The organism is Cupriavidus sp. UYPR2.512, assembly GCF_000379565.1.
Classification (GTDB): domain Bacteria; phylum Pseudomonadota; class Gammaproteobacteria; order Burkholderiales; family Burkholderiaceae; genus Cupriavidus.
Genome location: NZ_KB903087.1, coordinates 1 through 16,777 on the forward strand (window position 1 = coordinate 1; position 16,777 = coordinate 16,777).

Sequence of the window (16,777 nt, forward strand, 5' to 3'; positions counted from 1 at the left end):
GCCACAGGCGTGCATCTTGCCCGCGCAAGTGGAAGCATGGGCGGCCTTGCCCAGCTCCTGCATGTTCAGCGCATCCAGATCCGCGCGCAGTGCGATGCCGGGGCCGTCGCCGTTGCGCAGCGTGCCGACCACGCCCGTCGTCGCCAGCCCGCGCTGCACCTCGATGTCCATCAAACCCAGCGCCTGGGCGACGATGCCAGCGGTGCGGTGTTCCTCGAATGCGGTTTCCGGAACGGCGTGGATGTCGCGGCGCCAGGCCTGCATGTTCTGGCGGATATCATCGGCAATGTCGGGGTCGCGGTACATGTGGAATCTCTGCTCGGGCGGGATCAGTGGAAGAACTCGGCGATCAGCGTGGCACCGAGGAAAGTGCCGGCCGTGGCCGTCAGCGACACCACCACGATGCGCCAGCCAAGCAGCCGGAACACCGGCAGGTCCTTGGCCACCGAAAAGCCCGCCAGCGCCAGCACCGGCGTGGTGAAGGTCATGAAGTTGAGTTTTTCCGTCATGGCGATGACGGCATCGGAGAACGGCAGCATCCCCGGCACGCCGATCAGCGTGACCACCACCGACATCGTCAGCAGCAGCGGCACGCGCGGGAACACGCGCTTGAGCAGGTCGCAGGCCGCCACGATGGCAATGGCCACCAGGATGCCCTTGAGCGATACCGACAGCGGCACGTTGTATGACAGCTTGTTGCCGATCAGCACGCCGGCGCCGACCACGAACCAGCCCAGCGCGGCATCCCGCGCCGAGGTGACGTGCGCCAGCGCGCCATCGAGCCTGACGTCCTGCACCTCGCGCATGGCGTCACGGCGCGAGAAGCGGCCCAGCACCGGCTCCAGCTTGCCGTACAGCCACGAACACAGCGGCAGCGACAGGAACAGCGTGAAGTAGAAGCCCGCCACCGAGGTCAGCAGGTTCGACGCCGCGGCAATCGCCATGATCTCGGCAGCCTGCCCCGGATGCTGCGCGACGATGGCGCCGACCGCCGCCGCCATCAGGCTGCCCGACCCCACGCCGGCACCCATGGCCAGCGAGCGCGGATCGAAGATGCCCAGGCTGCTGACAAACCCCGACAGCACCGCGATGAAGAGCGCGCCCAGCACGGTGCCCGTGATGTACTCGGCCAGCACGCCGCGGCCTTCCGGCGAGGCCATGCCGTATTTCTCGCCGATGATGACGATATTGCCCTCGCGCCCCACCGAGAAGGTCGCGCCGACGGCCTCGCGCTTGATGCCCAGCAGCAAGGCCAGCGGCAGGCCCAGCGCCAGCGTCCCGAGCGCGTGCCCGAACTCCTGGAACAGCAGCGCCCAGCCCGCGCCCTTGAGCTGCGGCAGCGCGCCGCCCACGGTCAGGCCGAGCTTCACCACGAACAGCAACAGCCCGGCATTAAGCAGCCCCGTGGCCAGCGATTGCAGCGGCGCGTCGATGCGCACCGCGCGCGGCACGTTCCGGGCCGCGATGCCCCACGCCGCGGCCATCAGCAGCGCCCACAGCATCGGCATCAGCACGACCTTGCCCGGCCCCAGCCTGAACTGCACTGCGCCAATGGTTTCGGCAATCGCCACCACGACCAGCGTGACAACGGCCAGTCGTACCTTGCCACTGCCAGTGACGGCGGCAATCGGGGAAGCGGGCGCAAGCGCTGGCTGGGCAATGGGGTTGGTCATCAGGTGTCTCCGCGGGGACGGCTGCTTATGTCGCACAAAAGTGCTTTTATCGGCATTTCGGTTCGACGTTGACCGCTTACCGAGAAGGATCGGTCTAGTATTCCGGCGCCTGAGCGTTTCATCAATGATCGTGGTATGGGAAACTCGTTGCATTCAATGCAACGCTCAAACGGAGTGGCACGTGCTTTCAATGGACGACAAACTGGACACGCGGCGCGTGCGCTACTTCATGCAGGTGCTCGACAGCGGCTCGGTCCGCGGCGCCGCCGAGGTCCTCGACATGGACCCTTCAGCCGTCAGCCGGGCCATCGCGGTGCTGGAGAAAGACTGTGGCACGCGGCTGCTGGAGCGGCATGGCCGCGGCGTGGTTGCCACCGAGGCGGGCGATTTGCTGGCCGCCTACGTGCGCAACCAGAACAACCAGAAGCAGCAGTTGCTGGCCGAACTCGACAGCATCCAGAAAGTGGCGCGCGGACATATCGACATCGTGGCGGGCGAAGGTTTCGTGGAATGGCTGATGCGCCATAGCCTGCGCACCTTCATGCTGGCCCACCCGGGCATCACGGTGGACCTGTCGGTGGGCAGCACCGACGAGATCGTGCAGCGCATTGTCGATGGCAGCGCCCATATCGGGCTGGTGTTCCAGCCGCCCAAGGACGCGCGGCTGCGCTGCCACCACGCCCATCCGATGCCGATCCAGACCCAGGTGCTGGCCTCGCACCCGCTGGCGCAGCTGGGCCGGCCACTGGCGCTGCAAGACCTGCTGCCCTACCCCGGCGCCACCTTGCACCGGACCTTCGGCGTGCGCCAGCACATCGAGGCCGCCGAGATCAGCGAGGGCGTGCGCCTGCAGTCGCTGCTGACCACGTCGTCATTCAATGCGCTGGGGCATTTCGCGGCGGCGGGGCTTGGCTATGTCCTGTGTACGCGCCTGGCCTTGTGGAACCAGCTGCAAGAGGCGCGCGTGGTGTCGCTGCCAATGAAGAACCCCCTGCTTTACCAGGGCGAAATCCAGACCGTGTCGCGCCAGGGCCGGGTGCTGTCGCCGCCGGCGGCACGGCTGTTGCGGCAGGTCGTGGGGGATTTTTCGACGCTGATGACTGGGGAGTGAGCATTCGCGCCCGGTGTGTCAGACCACGCCCTCTGCCCGCAGCCGGGCCAGCTCTTCATCCCCGATACCAAGCCGCCCATAGACCTCGGCATTGTGTTCGCCCACATCCGGCCCGGTACGCGGTGACGGCGGCGCATAGCCGGAGAAGCGCGGCACCACGCATGGCGCCGGCACCGAACCCAGGTCCGGATCGGGCAGCCGCACGATGGCCTGGCGCGCCGCCATCTGCGGGTCGTCGACGATATCGGCGATGCTGAATACCTTGCTGAACGGCACCTGGCACTGCTCCAGCCGGGCGGCCACGGCGGCATAGGGCTGCGCCGCAAACCACTCCGCAATGCTGCCATCCAGCGCCTCGATATTGCGCACGCGCCCGGCGTTGGTGGCGTATTCCGGCGCCTGCGCCAGTTGCGGCGCGCCCATGGCCTGCGCCAGCCGGCGGAAGGTGGCATCGGAGGAGGCCACTACCGTGACCCAGGTCTCGTCCGCGGTGCGGTACATGTTGGACGGCGCCGCGTAGGTGGTGCGGTTGCCGGCGCGCTGGCGCACATGGCCCAGTTGTTCATACTCAATGGCCAGCGGGTCCAGCAGGCGGAACAGCGCCTCGGTGGCGGCCAGGTCGATCTCGCGGCCCCGCTGGCCGGGCCTGGAGCGCTGCTCTGCCACCGCAGTGGCAATCGCAAAGGCGCCGAACAGCCCGGCGATCACGTCCCCCAACGGGTAGTTCATATGCATCGGCCCGCTCTGCGCGGTGCCCGCCAGGTTGGTGAAGCCGCTCCTGGCTTCAAAGATGCGGGCAAAGCCCGGCCGCGCCGCATCGGGCCCGGTCTGGCCGAAGCCGGTCAGCCGCAGCACGATCAGCTTCGGGTTGACCGCGTGCAGGGTGTCGAGATCCAGCCCCCAGCGCGCCAGCGTGCCGGTACGGAAGTTCTCGACCAGCACATCGAACTGAGGCAGCAACCGCAGGAAGATCTCGCGGCCGCGCGGCGTGCGCACATCGAGCGAGATGCCGCGCTTGCCGCGGTTGGTCACCTTCCAGTACAGGGCGTGGTCCTCGGTCACCGGCTCCAGCCCGCGCAGCGGATCGCTGCCGTCGGGCAGTTCCAGCTTGACCACATCGGCGCCCATGTCGGCACACAGCGTGGCGGAAAACGGGCCGGCCACCACGGTGGCCATGTCGAGGATGCGCAATCCGCCCAGCGGGCCCGTGCAGTGTGCGTCTGGCGATACAACGTGTGAGTCCTGGTCTTGCATGGCGGCCCTCCCGGCGGCATTGGCGTCTGCTGCAAGGTGGCAGGCGGCGGGCCCGGATGCAAGTACGGTTTCGCTGTGCGGAACGGTCGTGCTACAACATTGACGCCCCCCTTCCCCGGATCCCAGCATGGAACCCAAGCAACCACCGCACAGCATGGACCGCAACCCGGAACACCTGCCCCTGCCAGGCCTGGCCAGCGAGGATGCACTGGCCACCGACCGCCAGTTCGCCACCAATCTGGCGCGCGGCCTGGAGGTGCTGCGCGCCTTCACGCCGTCCAGCCCGGTGCTGGGCAACCAGGACATTGTGGCGCGCACGGGGCTGCCCAAGGCGACGGTGTCGCGGCTGACCTACACGCTGGGGCTGCTCGGCTTCCTGAGCCGCGTGCCCGGCAACCAGAAGTACCGGCTGGGCGCCGGCGTGCTGGCGCTGGCCTACCCGATGCTGGCCGGGCTGGCGATCCGCCAGGTGGCGCGGCCTTACATGGAGGCCATTGCGCGGGAAACCGGCTGCACGGTGAACCTGGGCATGCGCGAGCGGCTGTCGGTGGTGTACGTGGACAGTTGCCGGCTGGATCCCGGCAACCTCTACCAGCCAGACATCGGCAGCACCCGGCCGCTGCTGGCCAGTGCGATCGGCCGCGCGGTCTTGCTGGCCTGCAGCGCCGACGAGCGCACGGCACTGCTGAACCGGCTGCGCGTGGACGATCCGGAGCGCTTCAATGTTGAGCGCCAGATGTGGGCGGACGACCAGAAGCACTTCCGCGCGCACGGCTACTGCCTGAGCCGCGGCGAGTGGCGGCCAGAGATCCACGCGATCGCGGCACCCGTGCGCCAGTCGCTGCACGAAGACCCGTTTGCGCTGAACTGCACCATCGCCGCATCGCGCAACCGCGACAACATGCTGGAGCGCGAGGTGGCGCCAAGGCTGCGCGAGGCGGTGCGGCAGATCGAACTGAGCTGCGCGCGCTAGCCGACAGGACGCAGCAATGCCGTCCGCCGGTGATGTCGCCGGCAATGACAAGCGGCCCGCCAGAGGCCCGCATGAAACCGCGCCCCGGGAAATCCCCTGGCGCAGGCAACCCAAGGAGACAAGATGGATGCCATCCAACCGTTGCGCCGGCTCGCTGCCGGCATGCTGGCCTGCGCCGCGCTGATGCCGCTGCCAGTGCTGGCCGCCCCCGACCATGCGGCGCGCTTCCCGGACCGCCCGATACGGATCATCGTGCCGTTCTCGGCGGGCGGCGTGGTCGACTCCGTCACCCGCATCACCGCGGAGAACATGGCGCGGGTGCTGAAGCAGCCCGTCATCGTCGAGAACAAGACCGGCGCCGGCGGCGCCATCGGCGCGGACTTCGTCGCCCGGTCGGCCGCCGACGGCTATACGCTGCTGGCGGTCAGCCCCAGCTATGTGGTCGGGCCGCTGCTCAACCCGTCGGTCCATCAGGGCAAGAGCGGCAAGGACTTCCGCGCGGTGGCGGGCATTGGTGCCGTACCCAACGTGATCGTGGTGCCGGCCGCGTCGCCGCTGCGCACGCTGCCTGAATTGCTCGACGCCGCGCGCAACCAGCCCGGCACGCTGACCTACGCCAGCGCGGGCGTCGGCACCTCGAACCATCTCTCGGCGGAACTGCTGGCGCAGATGACGCACGTGAAGCTTACCCATGTGCCCTACAAGGGCCAGCCCGAGGCCATGAGCGACCTGCTGGGCGCGCGCGTCTCGATGATGGCGCTGACCTCGGCCATTGCCCGCCAGCAGGTGCAAAGCGGCAAGCTGCGGGCGCTGGCGGTGACCTCGGCAAAACGCTCGCAGGCGCTGCCCGACGTGCCCACTGTGGCCGAGGCCGCGCGCCTGCCCGGCTATGAGGTGGGGGCGTGGCTCGGCCTGGTCGCGCCGCAGGGCACGCCGGACGCGGTGGTGCGCAAGCTGGCCGAGGCCGCCGCGCAGGCCACATCGGACCCCGCCACGGCACGCCGCCTGGCCGAGCTGGGCATGGACCTCGCACTGCAATCCACCGCCGCATTCGACCGCTTCCTGGACACGGAAACCAGGAAATGGACCGGCGTGCTGAAGACAGCCGGCATCACGGCACAGTAGCCGCGCACGCTCCCGCTCATCCAACCAACCGGAAACCTTCCATGATCCGCGACCCCGCCCGCCAGCAAGCGCTGCTTGCCGATATCCGCCGCTTCGTGCTGGACACCTGCATCCCGCTCGAGGCGGAGATCGACCGTACCGATGTCATCCCCGAGCCCGTGGTCGGGCAGATGCGCCGTCTCGGCCTGTTCGGCCACAGCATCCCCGAAGCGTACGGCGGCGCGGGCCTGACCACCGAGGAACTGGCGCAGGTGAACATCGAAGTCTCGCAGGCCGCCACCGTGTTCCGTGCCCGCTTCGGCGGCAACACCGGCATCGCCTCCGAATCGCTGGTGGCCGACGGCACCGAAGCACAGCGGCAGCGCTACCTGCCACGGTTGGCCTCCGGTGAAGTGACCGGCTGCTTTGCGCTGACCGAGCCCGAAGCCGGCTCCGATGCGACCTCGCTGCAAACCACCGCACGCCAGGACGGCGATCACTACGTGCTGAACGGCACCAAGTGCTTCATCACCAATGCGCCGATCGCCGACCTGTTCACCGTGTTCGCCCGCACCGATCCGGATACGCCGGGCGCCCATGGCATCAGCGCCTTCCTGATCGAGCGCGGCACCGCGGGCCTCGGCACCAGCGAACCGGAACGCAAGATGGGACAGCACGGCTCACCGGTGGGCGATGTCTACCTGAAGAACTGCCGCGTGCCGGCCAGCGCCATCGGCGGCGGCAAACCCAATGTCGGCTTCAAGACGGCGATGAAGGCATTGAACAAGCAGCGCATCAACCTGGCCGGCCTGTGCGTGGGGCCCGCCATCCGGCTGGTCGACGAGATGGTCCGCTACGCGGCGCTGCGGCGCCAGTTCGGCAAGCCGATCGCGGACTACCAGCTGGTGCAGCAAATGATTGCCGACAGCAATACGGAACTGCACGCCGCCCGCGCACTGGTGCTCGACACCGCGCGCAAGCGCGACGCTGGCGAAGACGTGACCATGGAGGCGTCGATGTGCAAGCTGTTCGCCTCGGAGATGGCCGGCCGCGTGGCCGACCGCGCGGTGCAGGTATTTGGCGGCAGCGGGTATATGGCGCGCACCGTGGCCGAGCGCTTCTATCGCGATGTGCGGCTGTTCCGGCTGTATGAGGGCACGACGCAGATCCACCAGCTCAATATTGCGCGCAGGACGATGGAGGCGCGGGGGGCGGCGCTGGAGGGCGGCGGCGCCGGCTGATGGAATGCAAAATCGAATGACATGGCCCGTGCCGGTCGGCGGCAACGCCGGCCAGAAGCCGACGCGCCGCACGGGGGCACACGCTTGCCCTCAGCCGCCCCGCACCCGCCCCGTCTTCTCCGCCAGCGGCGAGCGCACGCGAAAATGCGCCGCCAGCAGCGCCTCGAATTCCTCCGCGATCGCTGATGGTGCGGAGTGTGGCAGCCGTTCACGGAACCGGACAGCGCATTGTTCAGGCGGATCGATGCCTTGCTCGAAACAGCGCTGCGCTGACTCCCAGGCATATCACGCCGGGCACGTCTCCATCCACGAGTCTGCCCGGGGGTAGTCCTTTCCGGGCCGGTGCCGACAGCATTTTTCCCCCTGCCGCGCCAAGACGAGGCCCCGCCGCGGTGCTGCCAGACTTTGCCATCGCGATCGCACGACGAGCCACGCTGCTTGCCGCGATCGCCGCTGGCCGCATTTCCTCCCCAGGAAATCTTCGACAGCCGTGGCCGATGCGCTCGGGATTGTCCAATATGCGCAGCATGCATCACATATCCGCCCGCTCTCCCCGTACCATTCCCATGCGCAACCGGCCCTGCACCGCTACCGGCCGAGCGTTTGCGGGCCCACGCTTCTGAAATCCCTGCCCCATCTCCAAACAGACGTTGGATTGGTGGAAGTCCCGTCACAATCCTAGATTAAGGGTGGCACAGTGTTCGCTGGGTAGACCCCTGGGTTGTCAGCCCATGCATGTACTGGAAGGACTGGATGCGGCCGCGTCACGCATAGACGCTTCCATTGCCGAAACGCCTTGCAGAGCCTTGCCACCGATTCCCCATTCTGATCCGACCTGTTGAAGGAAGTCCCATGATCTCCGAAGCCGAGCCTGCGCAATCGATGCACCGCGCCAGTCGCGCCAAAGCCCCCACTCTGCCGCCATGGATCACGGCGCGGATGGCACAACATTTCGATGAGCGGATGGGCAAGCTGTGGGGCGGCGATCACCTGCTTCATGGGCGCACGCCCGGGCCCGATGCGCTGCACCTGAGCAGTAACGATTACCTTTGCCTGCTCGGGGAAGACTCGCTGGTGCAGGCGCAGGCGCGGGCCTTCCTCAATGAGGAGCCGGAGCTGCTGATGTCTTCCGTGTTCCAGCACGGCGACACTCCGCAGCGGCGGGTCGAGCGCAAGATCGCGGACCTGATGCAGGCCGAGGACGGGCTGATCGCCCAGTCCGGCTGGGCCGCCAACGTCGGCCTGGTGCAGTGCATTGCGGGGCCCGGGATTCCGGTCTATATCGACATGAACGGGCATGCCTCCCTGTGGGAGGGCATCATCGCCGCGGGCGCGCAGGCCGTGCCGGTGCGCCACAACGATTGCGAGCACGTGCGCCGCCAGCTTGAGCGCTTCGGCCCGGGCGTGATCATGGTGGACTCGGTCTACAGCACCACAGGCAGCGTGGCACCGCTGGCGGACTATGTCGCGCTGGCGGAGGCGTCGGGCTGCGTGCTGGTGGTGGATGAGTCGCACTCGCTGGGCACCCATGGGCCGTCCGGCGGCGGCCTGGTGCCCGCGCTCGGGCTGTCTGAGCGCGTCCACTTCCGCACGGCGTCGCTCGCCAAGGCGTTCGCCGGCCGCGCCGGCTATGTTGCCTGTTCGACCGGTTTCAAGGACTTCTTCGCGGTTGAGTCCCGGCCGGCCATTTTCAGTTCCGGGCTGCTGCGCCATGAGCTTGCGTGGTTCAATGCCGTCACGGATTTCGTCGCCGCGGCGGATGAGCGCCGTGCGCGCCTGCACGCCATCACCCGCGACACCCGGTCCGCAATTGCCGAATTGGGCTACAACATCAGCGAAGGCTCCGAGCAGATCATCGGGCTGGAGGCGGGAACCGAGCCGCAAGTGAAGGTGCTGCGCGATGCGCTGCAGAGCCGCGGGATCTTCGGCGCGGTATTCTGTGCGCCGGCAACGCCGAAGAATCGGGCATTGATGCGACTTACGCTGCATGCGAAACTTGGCGCCAGCGAAATCGACCGCCTGGTCGGCGTGCTCGCCAGCATCCGCGACGAAGTCCGGCTGGATGAGTGGTCCTCGACGCGCCGGGCCCGGCGCAAGTCCCAAAATCCCACAAGCGGGCCGTTGGCAGGCTCCCGCGAGGAGTAGTCCTGGAGATGGATGCAAAGGTAGCGCCAGCGGATGACGGCCGCACCACCGTTGCCGGCCTCGCCCGCCATGCGTGGCAGACCGTGTTCGAGACCGCCGCGCGGGCCACGCTGCTGGACGAGGAAAGCGTCATCCGCCTGCGCCGGATCCAGATGGTGGGCGCGCTGGGCGTGGTCGGACACCCGCTGTATTACGTGATCTGGTCCTATATTTTCCCGCAGCCCTATGAGAATCTCTGGCTGCGCCTGGTCTGCACCGCGCTGTTCGTGCCGCTGCTGTTCGCCTCCGCTTTCTCGGACCGGCGCTGGCTGCCGCCTTACGCGCTCTTTGCCATTACCGTCGGCCTGCCGTTCGCCTTTATCTTCTTCTATCTGGAGAATGGCGGCTCCATGGTCTGGGCGGAATCGGTCATCATCGCGGTAGTGATCCTGTATCACTTCAACACCGCATTCGCGACCATTGCCTTGTTCTCAGGGGCCGCGGCAGCGATTGCGCTGTTCGTGCTGGTCGGCAACTCCTTGGGCGGAATCCCGTGGGAGCCGGTGCTGCTGCAGTTACCGGTGATCGGCTTTGTCATCGCGGTGCTGGTTGTCATCAAGATGGACCGCCAGCTGCTGGCCGAACAGAAGCGGCGCGGCATGGCCGCCGCGCTGGCAACCGTCGCGCACGAACTGCGCACACCGCTGACCAGCCTGGCCATGACAGCCAGGGCCCTCAAGGCCCGGCTGCCTGCGGCGCTGGACCAGGAGACGCCGCAGCGCGACGGACTGATCCAGGCCGTGGTCCGGATGGAGTCGGACCTGGCTCATATCAGCAACAGTATTGAACTGCTGGTCGCCAACTCCAAGAACCCGGACAATGCCACGCAGGAGCTGTTCGAAGCGGGCGACGTGATCCGCGACGCCGTCGGCCGGTTTCCGTTCGAGCAGAGCGACCTGGAACGGGTCACGGTCGATTTGCCTGGCCCCGCCTACATCATGGGCAACGCCCAGCTATTCGGGCTGGTCACGACCAACCTGCTGAAGAACGCGCTGGAAGCAGTCAAGCGGGCCGGCAAGGGCACCATCCATATCCGCTGCGAGGTCCGGCCCGACTCGGTCCATGTGGTGTTCCGCGACACCGCCACGGGCGTGCCGCCGCAAGTGCTGGCCCGGATGTTCCAGCCCTTCTTCTCTTATCCGGCGCATCGCGGCACGGGCATCGGACTGGCGTTTTGCCGGAAGGTGCTGAACAGCTGGGGGGCAAGCATCAGCTGCCGCTCCGAGGAGCACGTGTTCACCGAGTTCGATATGCGCTTTCCCCGCAAGGGGAAATGGCCCGAGGCGTAGCGACCTGACACGGATTGATCGCCTTCAGCGTTTCATAGCCAGGGCCCATCTTGTCGATGCCGCCAAACTTGAAGTTCTGGACCAGCACGTCGCATTTCGCGGCCAGTTCGCGCACGATGCGCTGGCCGTCAGGCTTCTGCAGATCGATGCCGATCGACTGCTTGTTGCGGTTGGCGCTGTTGAAATAGGCCGTGTTGCGCGTGCCGACTGGCAGCCCCCAGTCGCGCGTATCGTCGCGCGGCCGGGGTGTTCGACCTTGATCACCTCTGCGCCCAGGTCGCCGAGCGCCTGCGTGCACATCGGCCGACCGCGAACGCATGATCGACGGCGGCGCCGGCGCCGAAAGCGTCTTTCACTGGACCGCAGAGCAAAAGAACGTCAACCGGCGCGGTGCGGGCCCCATCGACGCCTCGGTCTATGGCCGCGCGCCGGCGAAGGCTTCGGCGTGCATATCTGCACGCCTCCCAGGGAGACTCCGAGCTGTGCGGCACGGCTATCGAATGCTCGCTCACCTTCGCCGACCTGAGCTACCCGCTGGTGGAAACCGCCGACGAATGGATCCTGCATGGCTTCAGCTCGCCGAACCACCTGGCTGAACTGGGCCAGATGGCGCAGAGCCACATCTACCTGAAGTCCACCCTCGACGACGCCATGCGCGACGCCTTCCGCAAGACCCGCCGTTTCCTCATGTCGGTCAAGGGGCTGAGTGAAGACGAGGCGGTCGCGCTCATCTCCGTTGCGGTGGATTTCGGCATCACGCAGGTGGTCAATGGCAACTGGGGCGTCCATGCCATCATCAGGAAGTCGTTGTTCACCCGTCCGTGAGCGCGCGGACCGCTGCCTGGCAGCGCTATAGTATGCTGGCGGGTTCCCCGACCCGTACCACGAGATTGATGCACCACACCGACGACGCGCTCCCCGGGCACGAATCCACCGCCATCCACGAGCCCCGCCTCTGGCGCGACAAGGGCTGGACCGCCCGGGTCATCAAGAACGAGGATGGCGACGGCTGGGCGGTGGAGATGATCCGCGACGGCAGCGCCGAGCCCGCGCTGGTCGGGCCCTGGACCATGGGGCGGAACAAGGTCGATCCCAAGCCGCTGGATGCCACCGCGCACCAGACGCTGGTCAAGACGGCTTCGGAAGTCATTCGGCGCCATGAGCAGCAACTGCACGCGCAGCTCAACAAGCAGGTCAGTATCGAGTCTGAATCCGGCACTGTGATTGTGAAGCTCGTCATTACGCCGGATGAATTCGAGCCCTTTGGCACGCTGACTGCCGAGAATCCGTTCGGCGATGTGCTGGCGACCGTCAAGGTGCGGCCTGACTTTCGACTGACGCGCGACAGTGCAGAGCGCTGGGCCGCTGGTGGGTTCGACAAGATTCGCTAGGCAACTGCCTGACAGCGAAGCGCCGGAAGATTGCGAATCGTCTGATCGCCACAGGCGACAGAGATGGGAACACTTAGAGCCATCACCGAGACAACGGTGATCGGGTGTAGCAACCTGTCCCACACCAACCAATGGTCGCCTACGCGCCCATACTCTCACGCACGTGCACGTCGTCATTCAATGGCGGGCCGAGCGGGGCAGCCGCGAGGCTGGTCGGTCTTACGTTGGTGTGCCGGCATTGCTACCCCCGCTGTCAGGCCCGCCCCCCTTCTAATGCAGGTACCAGGCGGGTCTTCCAACTTTGACAGGAGCTCGCAAGCCAGTGGGGACGTCTTCGGATGGTCCTGGCCAAGCTTCCGGCGCGGAAGTCGCCGATGTCCGATCTACGCGACCAGGCACGACACTCAGCTACCGCGAGCATTGATATCACCGTGGAGACTGCCTCCCCCTCAGCCGCAGCAGCGGAATCCGACGAAGAGGTCATTGCGGTGCGGCAGGTAGAAGTTCCGGTAGCGAGGATGCTGCATGCGGGCATGGGTGGCGAACGATCCGCCGCGAACCGAGCGATGCGTGTGAAACCAGGGAGCGGAATATTCCTGGTAGGGGTCGGGCGAGAACCCTGCATAGGGCACGAAAGGATCAGCGGTCCATTCCCACACCGCGCTGCCCCAGCGGATCAGGTCATGCGTTGCCGCATACTCCCATTCGGCTTCCGTGGGCAAGCGCCTGCCGGCCCAGCGGCAATAGGCTTCCGCCTCGTAGGCATTGATATGACACACCGGCTGTTCGGGCGGCAGCGGCACCCACTGCCCGAACCAGCGCAACGCCCATTGCCCCGGGGTGCCGCCGGCTGTCCGGCGCCAGCGCACCGGATGCGCGAGACTGCTCTGTTGCAGCCATGCGCGCCCGTCGTCGGACCACCATTGACGGTCGCGGTAGCCGCCGGCGGCCACGAATTCCGCAAATGCGGCATTGCTGACGCAGGTGCGATCGATGTGGAAAGGGGCGATGTGGACCGGGTGGGCCCACTTCTCGTTGTCGAAGACGAACCCGTCGCCCCCGGCGGGCGACCCCACCATGAACGTGTCGCCGCCAGCGGCTGCCGACCCTGCGCCTGGCGCAATGGAAGGCATGCCGAGCGGGGCATGCAGCGGATAATCGAGCGTCTGGCGCATATAGGTCAGCGCCTCCGCGTGCATGTCTTCGTGGAATAAGGCGAGCCGGAAAAAATAGAGCGCTGCGTCGGTATCGTCCGATACGGCGAGCCTGGCGCGAACGTGCTCCAGCACGGCGGCTGCGTAGCCGCGAATCTCGGGGAGCCGGGGCAGCGCAAGCTGCCATCGATCCCGGTGGGCGATGCGCATGGAGTCAAAGAGGCGGTCGGCGTCCGGCAGCATGGATGGGAGGCTGGCCACCCAGCGGCCGTCCTGACCGGCGCGCGGCTTCCGCAGCACCCATTGCTCCGTGAACCACGCAATATGGGCATACTCCCACAAGGGCGGATTGATTCCCGCATCATAAGGAACCCGCCATTGGGACGGCGACAGCTCCTGAAGCACGGCCCAGGTGCGCCGGTGCGCATCGGCAAACGCCGCATCCAGACCGAACTTGTCTATCCTTCTTGCTGCTGCCCCCTCAGAACCTGTCGTCATGCGTCCTCCCAAGGCTACCGTCGCGATTATCAGTCCGGCGCTGCGCAAAGCCAACAATGGCAACTGGCAAACCGCCAATCGCTGGTCCCGGCTCCTGCAGGGAGACTACGATGTCACACTGGCCGCTGAATGGTCGACGGCCAGCCAGGGCGGCGCCCTGCCGGACTGCCTGATCGCCCTGCACGCCCGACGGTCGGCCGAGTCCATCGCCAGGTTCGCCGAGGCTTGTCCGGATCGTCCGCGGATTGTCGTGCTGACCGGCACCGATCTGTACCGCGACATCCGCACTGATGCATCAGCCCAGCGCTCGCTCGAACTCGCCACCCACCTGGTGGTGCTGCAGGACGAAGGGCCCGCCGCACTGGCGCCCGTGCATCGCGCCAAGTGCCGGGTGATCTACCAGTCCGCCCCGGCATGCGCACCCGCGACGCCTGACCCGGATCACTTCGACGTCGTGCTGGTCGGCCACATGCGTGCGGAAAAGGACCCGCTGACGCCCATGCGCGCCCTCTCGCTGCTTCCCGACGACTCGCGCGTGCGCCTGATCCACATCGGTGGCGCGCTCGATGACGCCTATCAGCGGGCGGCCCTGGCGCTGGAAGCACAACCCTGGCCCGGCGTGCGGCGCTATGTCTGGCTCAGAAACCTGCCCCATGACGAAACCCGGCAGCACATCCGGCAAGCCCAGGCCATGGTGAACTCCAGCGCCATGGAAGGCGGCGCCAACGTGATCATCGAGGCCGTTGTCAGCGGCGTGCCGGTGCTGGCCAGCCGCATCCCGGGCAACATCGGCATGCTGGGCCGTGACTACGAAGGCTATTTTTCGTTGGGTGACGCCGCGCAACTGGCGCTGGTGCTGGAACGCACCAGCCGGGATGCCGGGCTCCTGAACCGCCTGCGGCAGCAATGCGCACTTCGGGCACCGCTGTTTGCGCCGGCGCGGGAACGGGCGGAAGTGGGTAAACTTGTCGCCGACGCCTTGAAACCAGAATGACCCGGAGCCCCACAGTGGACCAGCCAGACAACGCAAAGATCAAGCTCACCGCCTTCTCTCACGGCGGCGGGTGCGGGTGCAAGATCGCCCCCGGTGTGCTTTCTGAAATCCTCAGGAATTCAGTCGGCTTCCCTGCTCCGGCAGCACTGCTGGTCGGCAAGGAAACCAGCGACGACGCGGCGGTCTACAAGCTCAATGACAGCCAGGCCCTGATCGCCACCACGGACTTCTTCATGCCGGTGGTGGACGACCCGTATGATTTCGGGCGTATCGCCGCCACCAACGCCATCTCCGACGTCTATGCCATGGGCGGAACCCCGATCATGGCGCTGGCGCTGGTCGGCATGCCCATCGAGAAGCTGCCGCCGGAGGTCATCGGCAAGATCCTCGAAGGCGGCGAATCGGTCTGCGCCCAGGCGGGCATCCCGGTCGCGGGCGGCCATACCATCGACTCCCTTGAACCGATCTACGGGCTGGTGGTGCTGGGTCTGGTGCATCCGGATCGGGTCAAGAAGAACAGCGGCGCGCAGGCGGGCGACAAGCTGATCCTCGGCAAGCCGTTGGGCGTGGGCGTGTTGTCCGCCGCGGTGAAGAAGGACAAGCTCGACGCGGCCGGCTATCAGGAGCTGATTGCCTGCACCACCAAGCTCAACACGCCCGGCCGACTGCTGGCCGAAGTGCCGGGTGTGCACGCGCTGACCGACGTGACAGGCTTCGGCCTGCTCGGCCACCTGCTGGAGCTGTGCCGCGGCGCGGGCGTCGGCGCCCGGCTGGACATGGGGCGGATTCCGCTGCTGCCGCGTGTCGAGCGCATGGCCGCCGAAGGGCTGGTGACCGGCGCATCGGGGCGCAACTGGGCCAGCTACGGCGCCGAGGTGGACCTGTCCACGTCGGTCACGCCAAGCCAGCAGGCACTGCTGACCGATCCCCAGACCAGCGGCGGCTTGCTGGTGTCGTGCGCACCGGAAGCCGTGGACGAGATCCTGGAAATCTTTCGCCGGGAAGGCTTCGCGGACGCTGCAGTGATCGGAGAAATGACGACAGGAGCCGCCCATGTTGCCGTTGCTTAAGCGCCTTGCCGCGCTGACCCTGCTGGGCTTTGCCGGCCTCGCCAGTGCCCAGGCCGTCCTGAAGGTCTCGGCCATTCCCGACGAAGCCCCCACCGAGCTGCAGCGCAAGTTCGCGCCGCTCGGCAGCTACCTGGAGAAGGAAACCGGCATGAAGGTGAAGTTCGTGCCCGTCACGGACTACGCCGCGGTGGTCGAAGCGCTGGCCACCGGCAAGATCGACATGGCATGGCTGGGCGGCTTTACCTATGTGCAGAGCAAGATCCGGACGAAGGGGGCCACCATCCCCATCGTCCAGCGCCAGGAAGATGCCGCGTTCACCAGCAAGTTCATCACCGCCAACAGCGCGATCAAGTCGCTGGCCGACCTCAAGGGCCACACCTTCGCCTTCGGCGCGCCGTCGTCGACTTCCGGCCACCTGATGCCGCGGCACTTCCTGCTGCAGGCCGGCATCGACCCGGACAAGGACTTCAAGACAGTCGCCTATTCGGGCGCCCACGATGCGACGGTGGCGTTCGTGCAGGCCGGCAAGGCCGACGCCGGCGTGCTCAATGCCTCGGTGTGGGACAAGCTGGTGGAACAGCACAAGGTGGACCCCGGCAAGGTCAGGGTATTCGCCGTCACACCGCCCTACTACGACTACAACTGGACCGTGCGCGGCGGGCTCGATCCGGCCTTGCGCAAGAAGCTGACCGAAGCATTCCTGCGGCTTGACCCGGCCAACCCCGAGCAGCGGGAGATCATGGCATTGCAGCGGACGGCCAAGTACATTCCCACCCGGCCGGAAAACTACGCCGGCATTGAGGCCGCAGCCCGCGCCGCGCGCCTCATCCCATGATGCGGG

At 66.9% G+C, this 16,777-nt stretch carries 13 protein-coding genes and 3 pseudogenes; 11 read left to right on the plus strand and 5 right to left on the minus strand.

Annotated elements, in window-relative coordinates; translation table 11 throughout:
* Together A3A5_RS39110 and A3A5_RS0121710 are read right to left on the minus strand one after the other, a co-directional pair.
* Window positions 1-306: pseudogene (locus A3A5_RS39110) on the minus strand (amidohydrolase); the annotation flags it as partial.
* A 23-nt stretch (window positions 307-329) separates the two neighbouring features.
* On the minus strand, window positions 330-1,673 hold the full coding sequence (locus A3A5_RS0121710) for a DUF3100 domain-containing protein (protein ID WP_018312623.1): 1,344 nt from the start codon (window positions 1,671-1,673) through the stop codon (window positions 330-332).
* Between the two features lie 190 nt (window positions 1,674-1,863).
* Between A3A5_RS0121710 and A3A5_RS0121715 the strand changes: the two genes are divergently transcribed.
* A complete protein-coding gene (locus A3A5_RS0121715) occupies window positions 1,864-2,784 on the plus strand; it encodes a LysR family transcriptional regulator (RefSeq protein ID WP_018312624.1) in 921 nt (306 codons plus the stop codon).
* Between the two features lie 18 nt (window positions 2,785-2,802).
* Here A3A5_RS0121715 and A3A5_RS0121720 read toward each other — a convergent pair whose 3' ends face one another.
* Complete coding sequence (locus tag A3A5_RS0121720) at window positions 2,803-4,038, minus strand: CaiB/BaiF CoA-transferase family protein (protein WP_018312625.1); 1,236 nt, start codon at window positions 4,036-4,038, stop codon at window positions 2,803-2,805.
* 127 nt (window positions 4,039-4,165) lie between these two features.
* Between A3A5_RS0121720 and A3A5_RS0121725 the strand changes: the two genes are divergently transcribed.
* The 5 genes from A3A5_RS0121725 (at window position 4,166) to A3A5_RS0121745 (ending at window position 10,829) form a co-directional block, all read left to right on the plus strand.
* Complete coding sequence (locus A3A5_RS0121725; protein WP_013952140.1) at window positions 4,166-5,011, plus strand: IclR family transcriptional regulator; 846 nt, start codon at window positions 4,166-4,168, stop codon at window positions 5,009-5,011.
* Window positions 5,012-5,134: 123 nt separating this feature from the next.
* Window positions 5,135-6,136: a tripartite tricarboxylate transporter substrate binding protein gene (locus A3A5_RS0121730; protein ID WP_018312627.1), complete on the plus strand. Its 1,002-nt coding sequence runs from the start codon at window positions 5,135-5,137 to the stop codon at window positions 6,134-6,136.
* A gap of 41 nt (window positions 6,137-6,177) precedes the next feature.
* Window positions 6,178-7,356: an acyl-CoA dehydrogenase family protein gene (locus A3A5_RS0121735; RefSeq protein ID WP_018312628.1), complete on the plus strand. Its 1,179-nt coding sequence runs from the start codon at window positions 6,178-6,180 to the stop codon at window positions 7,354-7,356.
* A gap of 852 nt (window positions 7,357-8,208) precedes the next feature.
* Complete coding sequence (gene cqsA, locus A3A5_RS0121740; protein ID WP_018312629.1) at window positions 8,209-9,501, plus strand: alpha-hydroxyketone-type quorum-sensing autoinducer synthase; 1,293 nt, start codon at window positions 8,209-8,211, stop codon at window positions 9,499-9,501.
* An 8-nt stretch (window positions 9,502-9,509) separates the two neighbouring features.
* A complete protein-coding gene (locus A3A5_RS0121745) occupies window positions 9,510-10,829 on the plus strand; it encodes a sensor histidine kinase (RefSeq protein WP_018312630.1) in 1,320 nt (439 codons plus the stop codon).
* Window positions 10,830-10,839: 10 nt separating this feature from the next.
* Here the strand turns inward: A3A5_RS0121745 and A3A5_RS42010 are convergent.
* Window positions 10,840-11,195: pseudogene (locus A3A5_RS42010) on the minus strand (CoA transferase); the annotation flags it as partial.
* A 90-nt stretch (window positions 11,196-11,285) separates the two neighbouring features.
* On the opposite strand from A3A5_RS42010, the pseudogene A3A5_RS0121750 reads away from it, so the two are divergent.
* Together A3A5_RS0121750 and A3A5_RS0121755 are read left to right on the plus strand one after the other, a co-directional pair.
* Window positions 11,286-11,654, plus strand: a pseudogene (locus A3A5_RS0121750) (hypothetical protein); the annotation flags it as partial.
* A gap of 68 nt (window positions 11,655-11,722) precedes the next feature.
* Complete coding sequence (locus A3A5_RS0121755) at window positions 11,723-12,220, plus strand: hypothetical protein (RefSeq protein ID WP_018312632.1); 498 nt, start codon at window positions 11,723-11,725, stop codon at window positions 12,218-12,220.
* Between the two features lie 449 nt (window positions 12,221-12,669).
* Here A3A5_RS0121755 and senA read toward each other — a convergent pair whose 3' ends face one another.
* Complete coding sequence (gene senA / locus A3A5_RS0121760) at window positions 12,670-13,872, minus strand: selenoneine synthase SenA (RefSeq protein WP_026200991.1); 1,203 nt, start codon at window positions 13,870-13,872, stop codon at window positions 12,670-12,672.
* Here senA and senB point away from each other — a divergent pair.
* Genes senB through A3A5_RS0121775 form a run of 3 tightly spaced genes read left to right on the plus strand, consistent with a single transcriptional unit; the run spans window position 13,871 to window position 16,771 of the window.
* Window positions 13,871-14,866 (plus strand): selenoneine biosynthesis selenosugar synthase SenB, encoded by a 996-nt coding sequence (gene senB, locus A3A5_RS0121765; protein ID WP_018312634.1) that lies wholly within the window; start codon window positions 13,871-13,873, stop codon window positions 14,864-14,866. The two genes, senA and senB, sit on opposite strands and share 2 nt — an antisense overlap.
* A complete protein-coding gene (selD, locus tag A3A5_RS0121770; protein WP_198293167.1) occupies window positions 14,863-15,936 on the plus strand; it encodes a selenide, water dikinase SelD in 1,074 nt (357 codons plus the stop codon). The genes senB and selD overlap by 4 nt, the downstream gene beginning before the upstream one ends.
* Entirely contained in the window at window positions 15,920-16,771 is an 852-nt protein-coding gene (locus tag A3A5_RS0121775; RefSeq protein ID WP_018312636.1) for a putative selenate ABC transporter substrate-binding protein, read from the plus strand. Before selD ends, A3A5_RS0121775 begins: the two co-directional genes overlap by 17 nt.
* Window positions 16,772-16,777 lie beyond the last annotated feature (6 nt).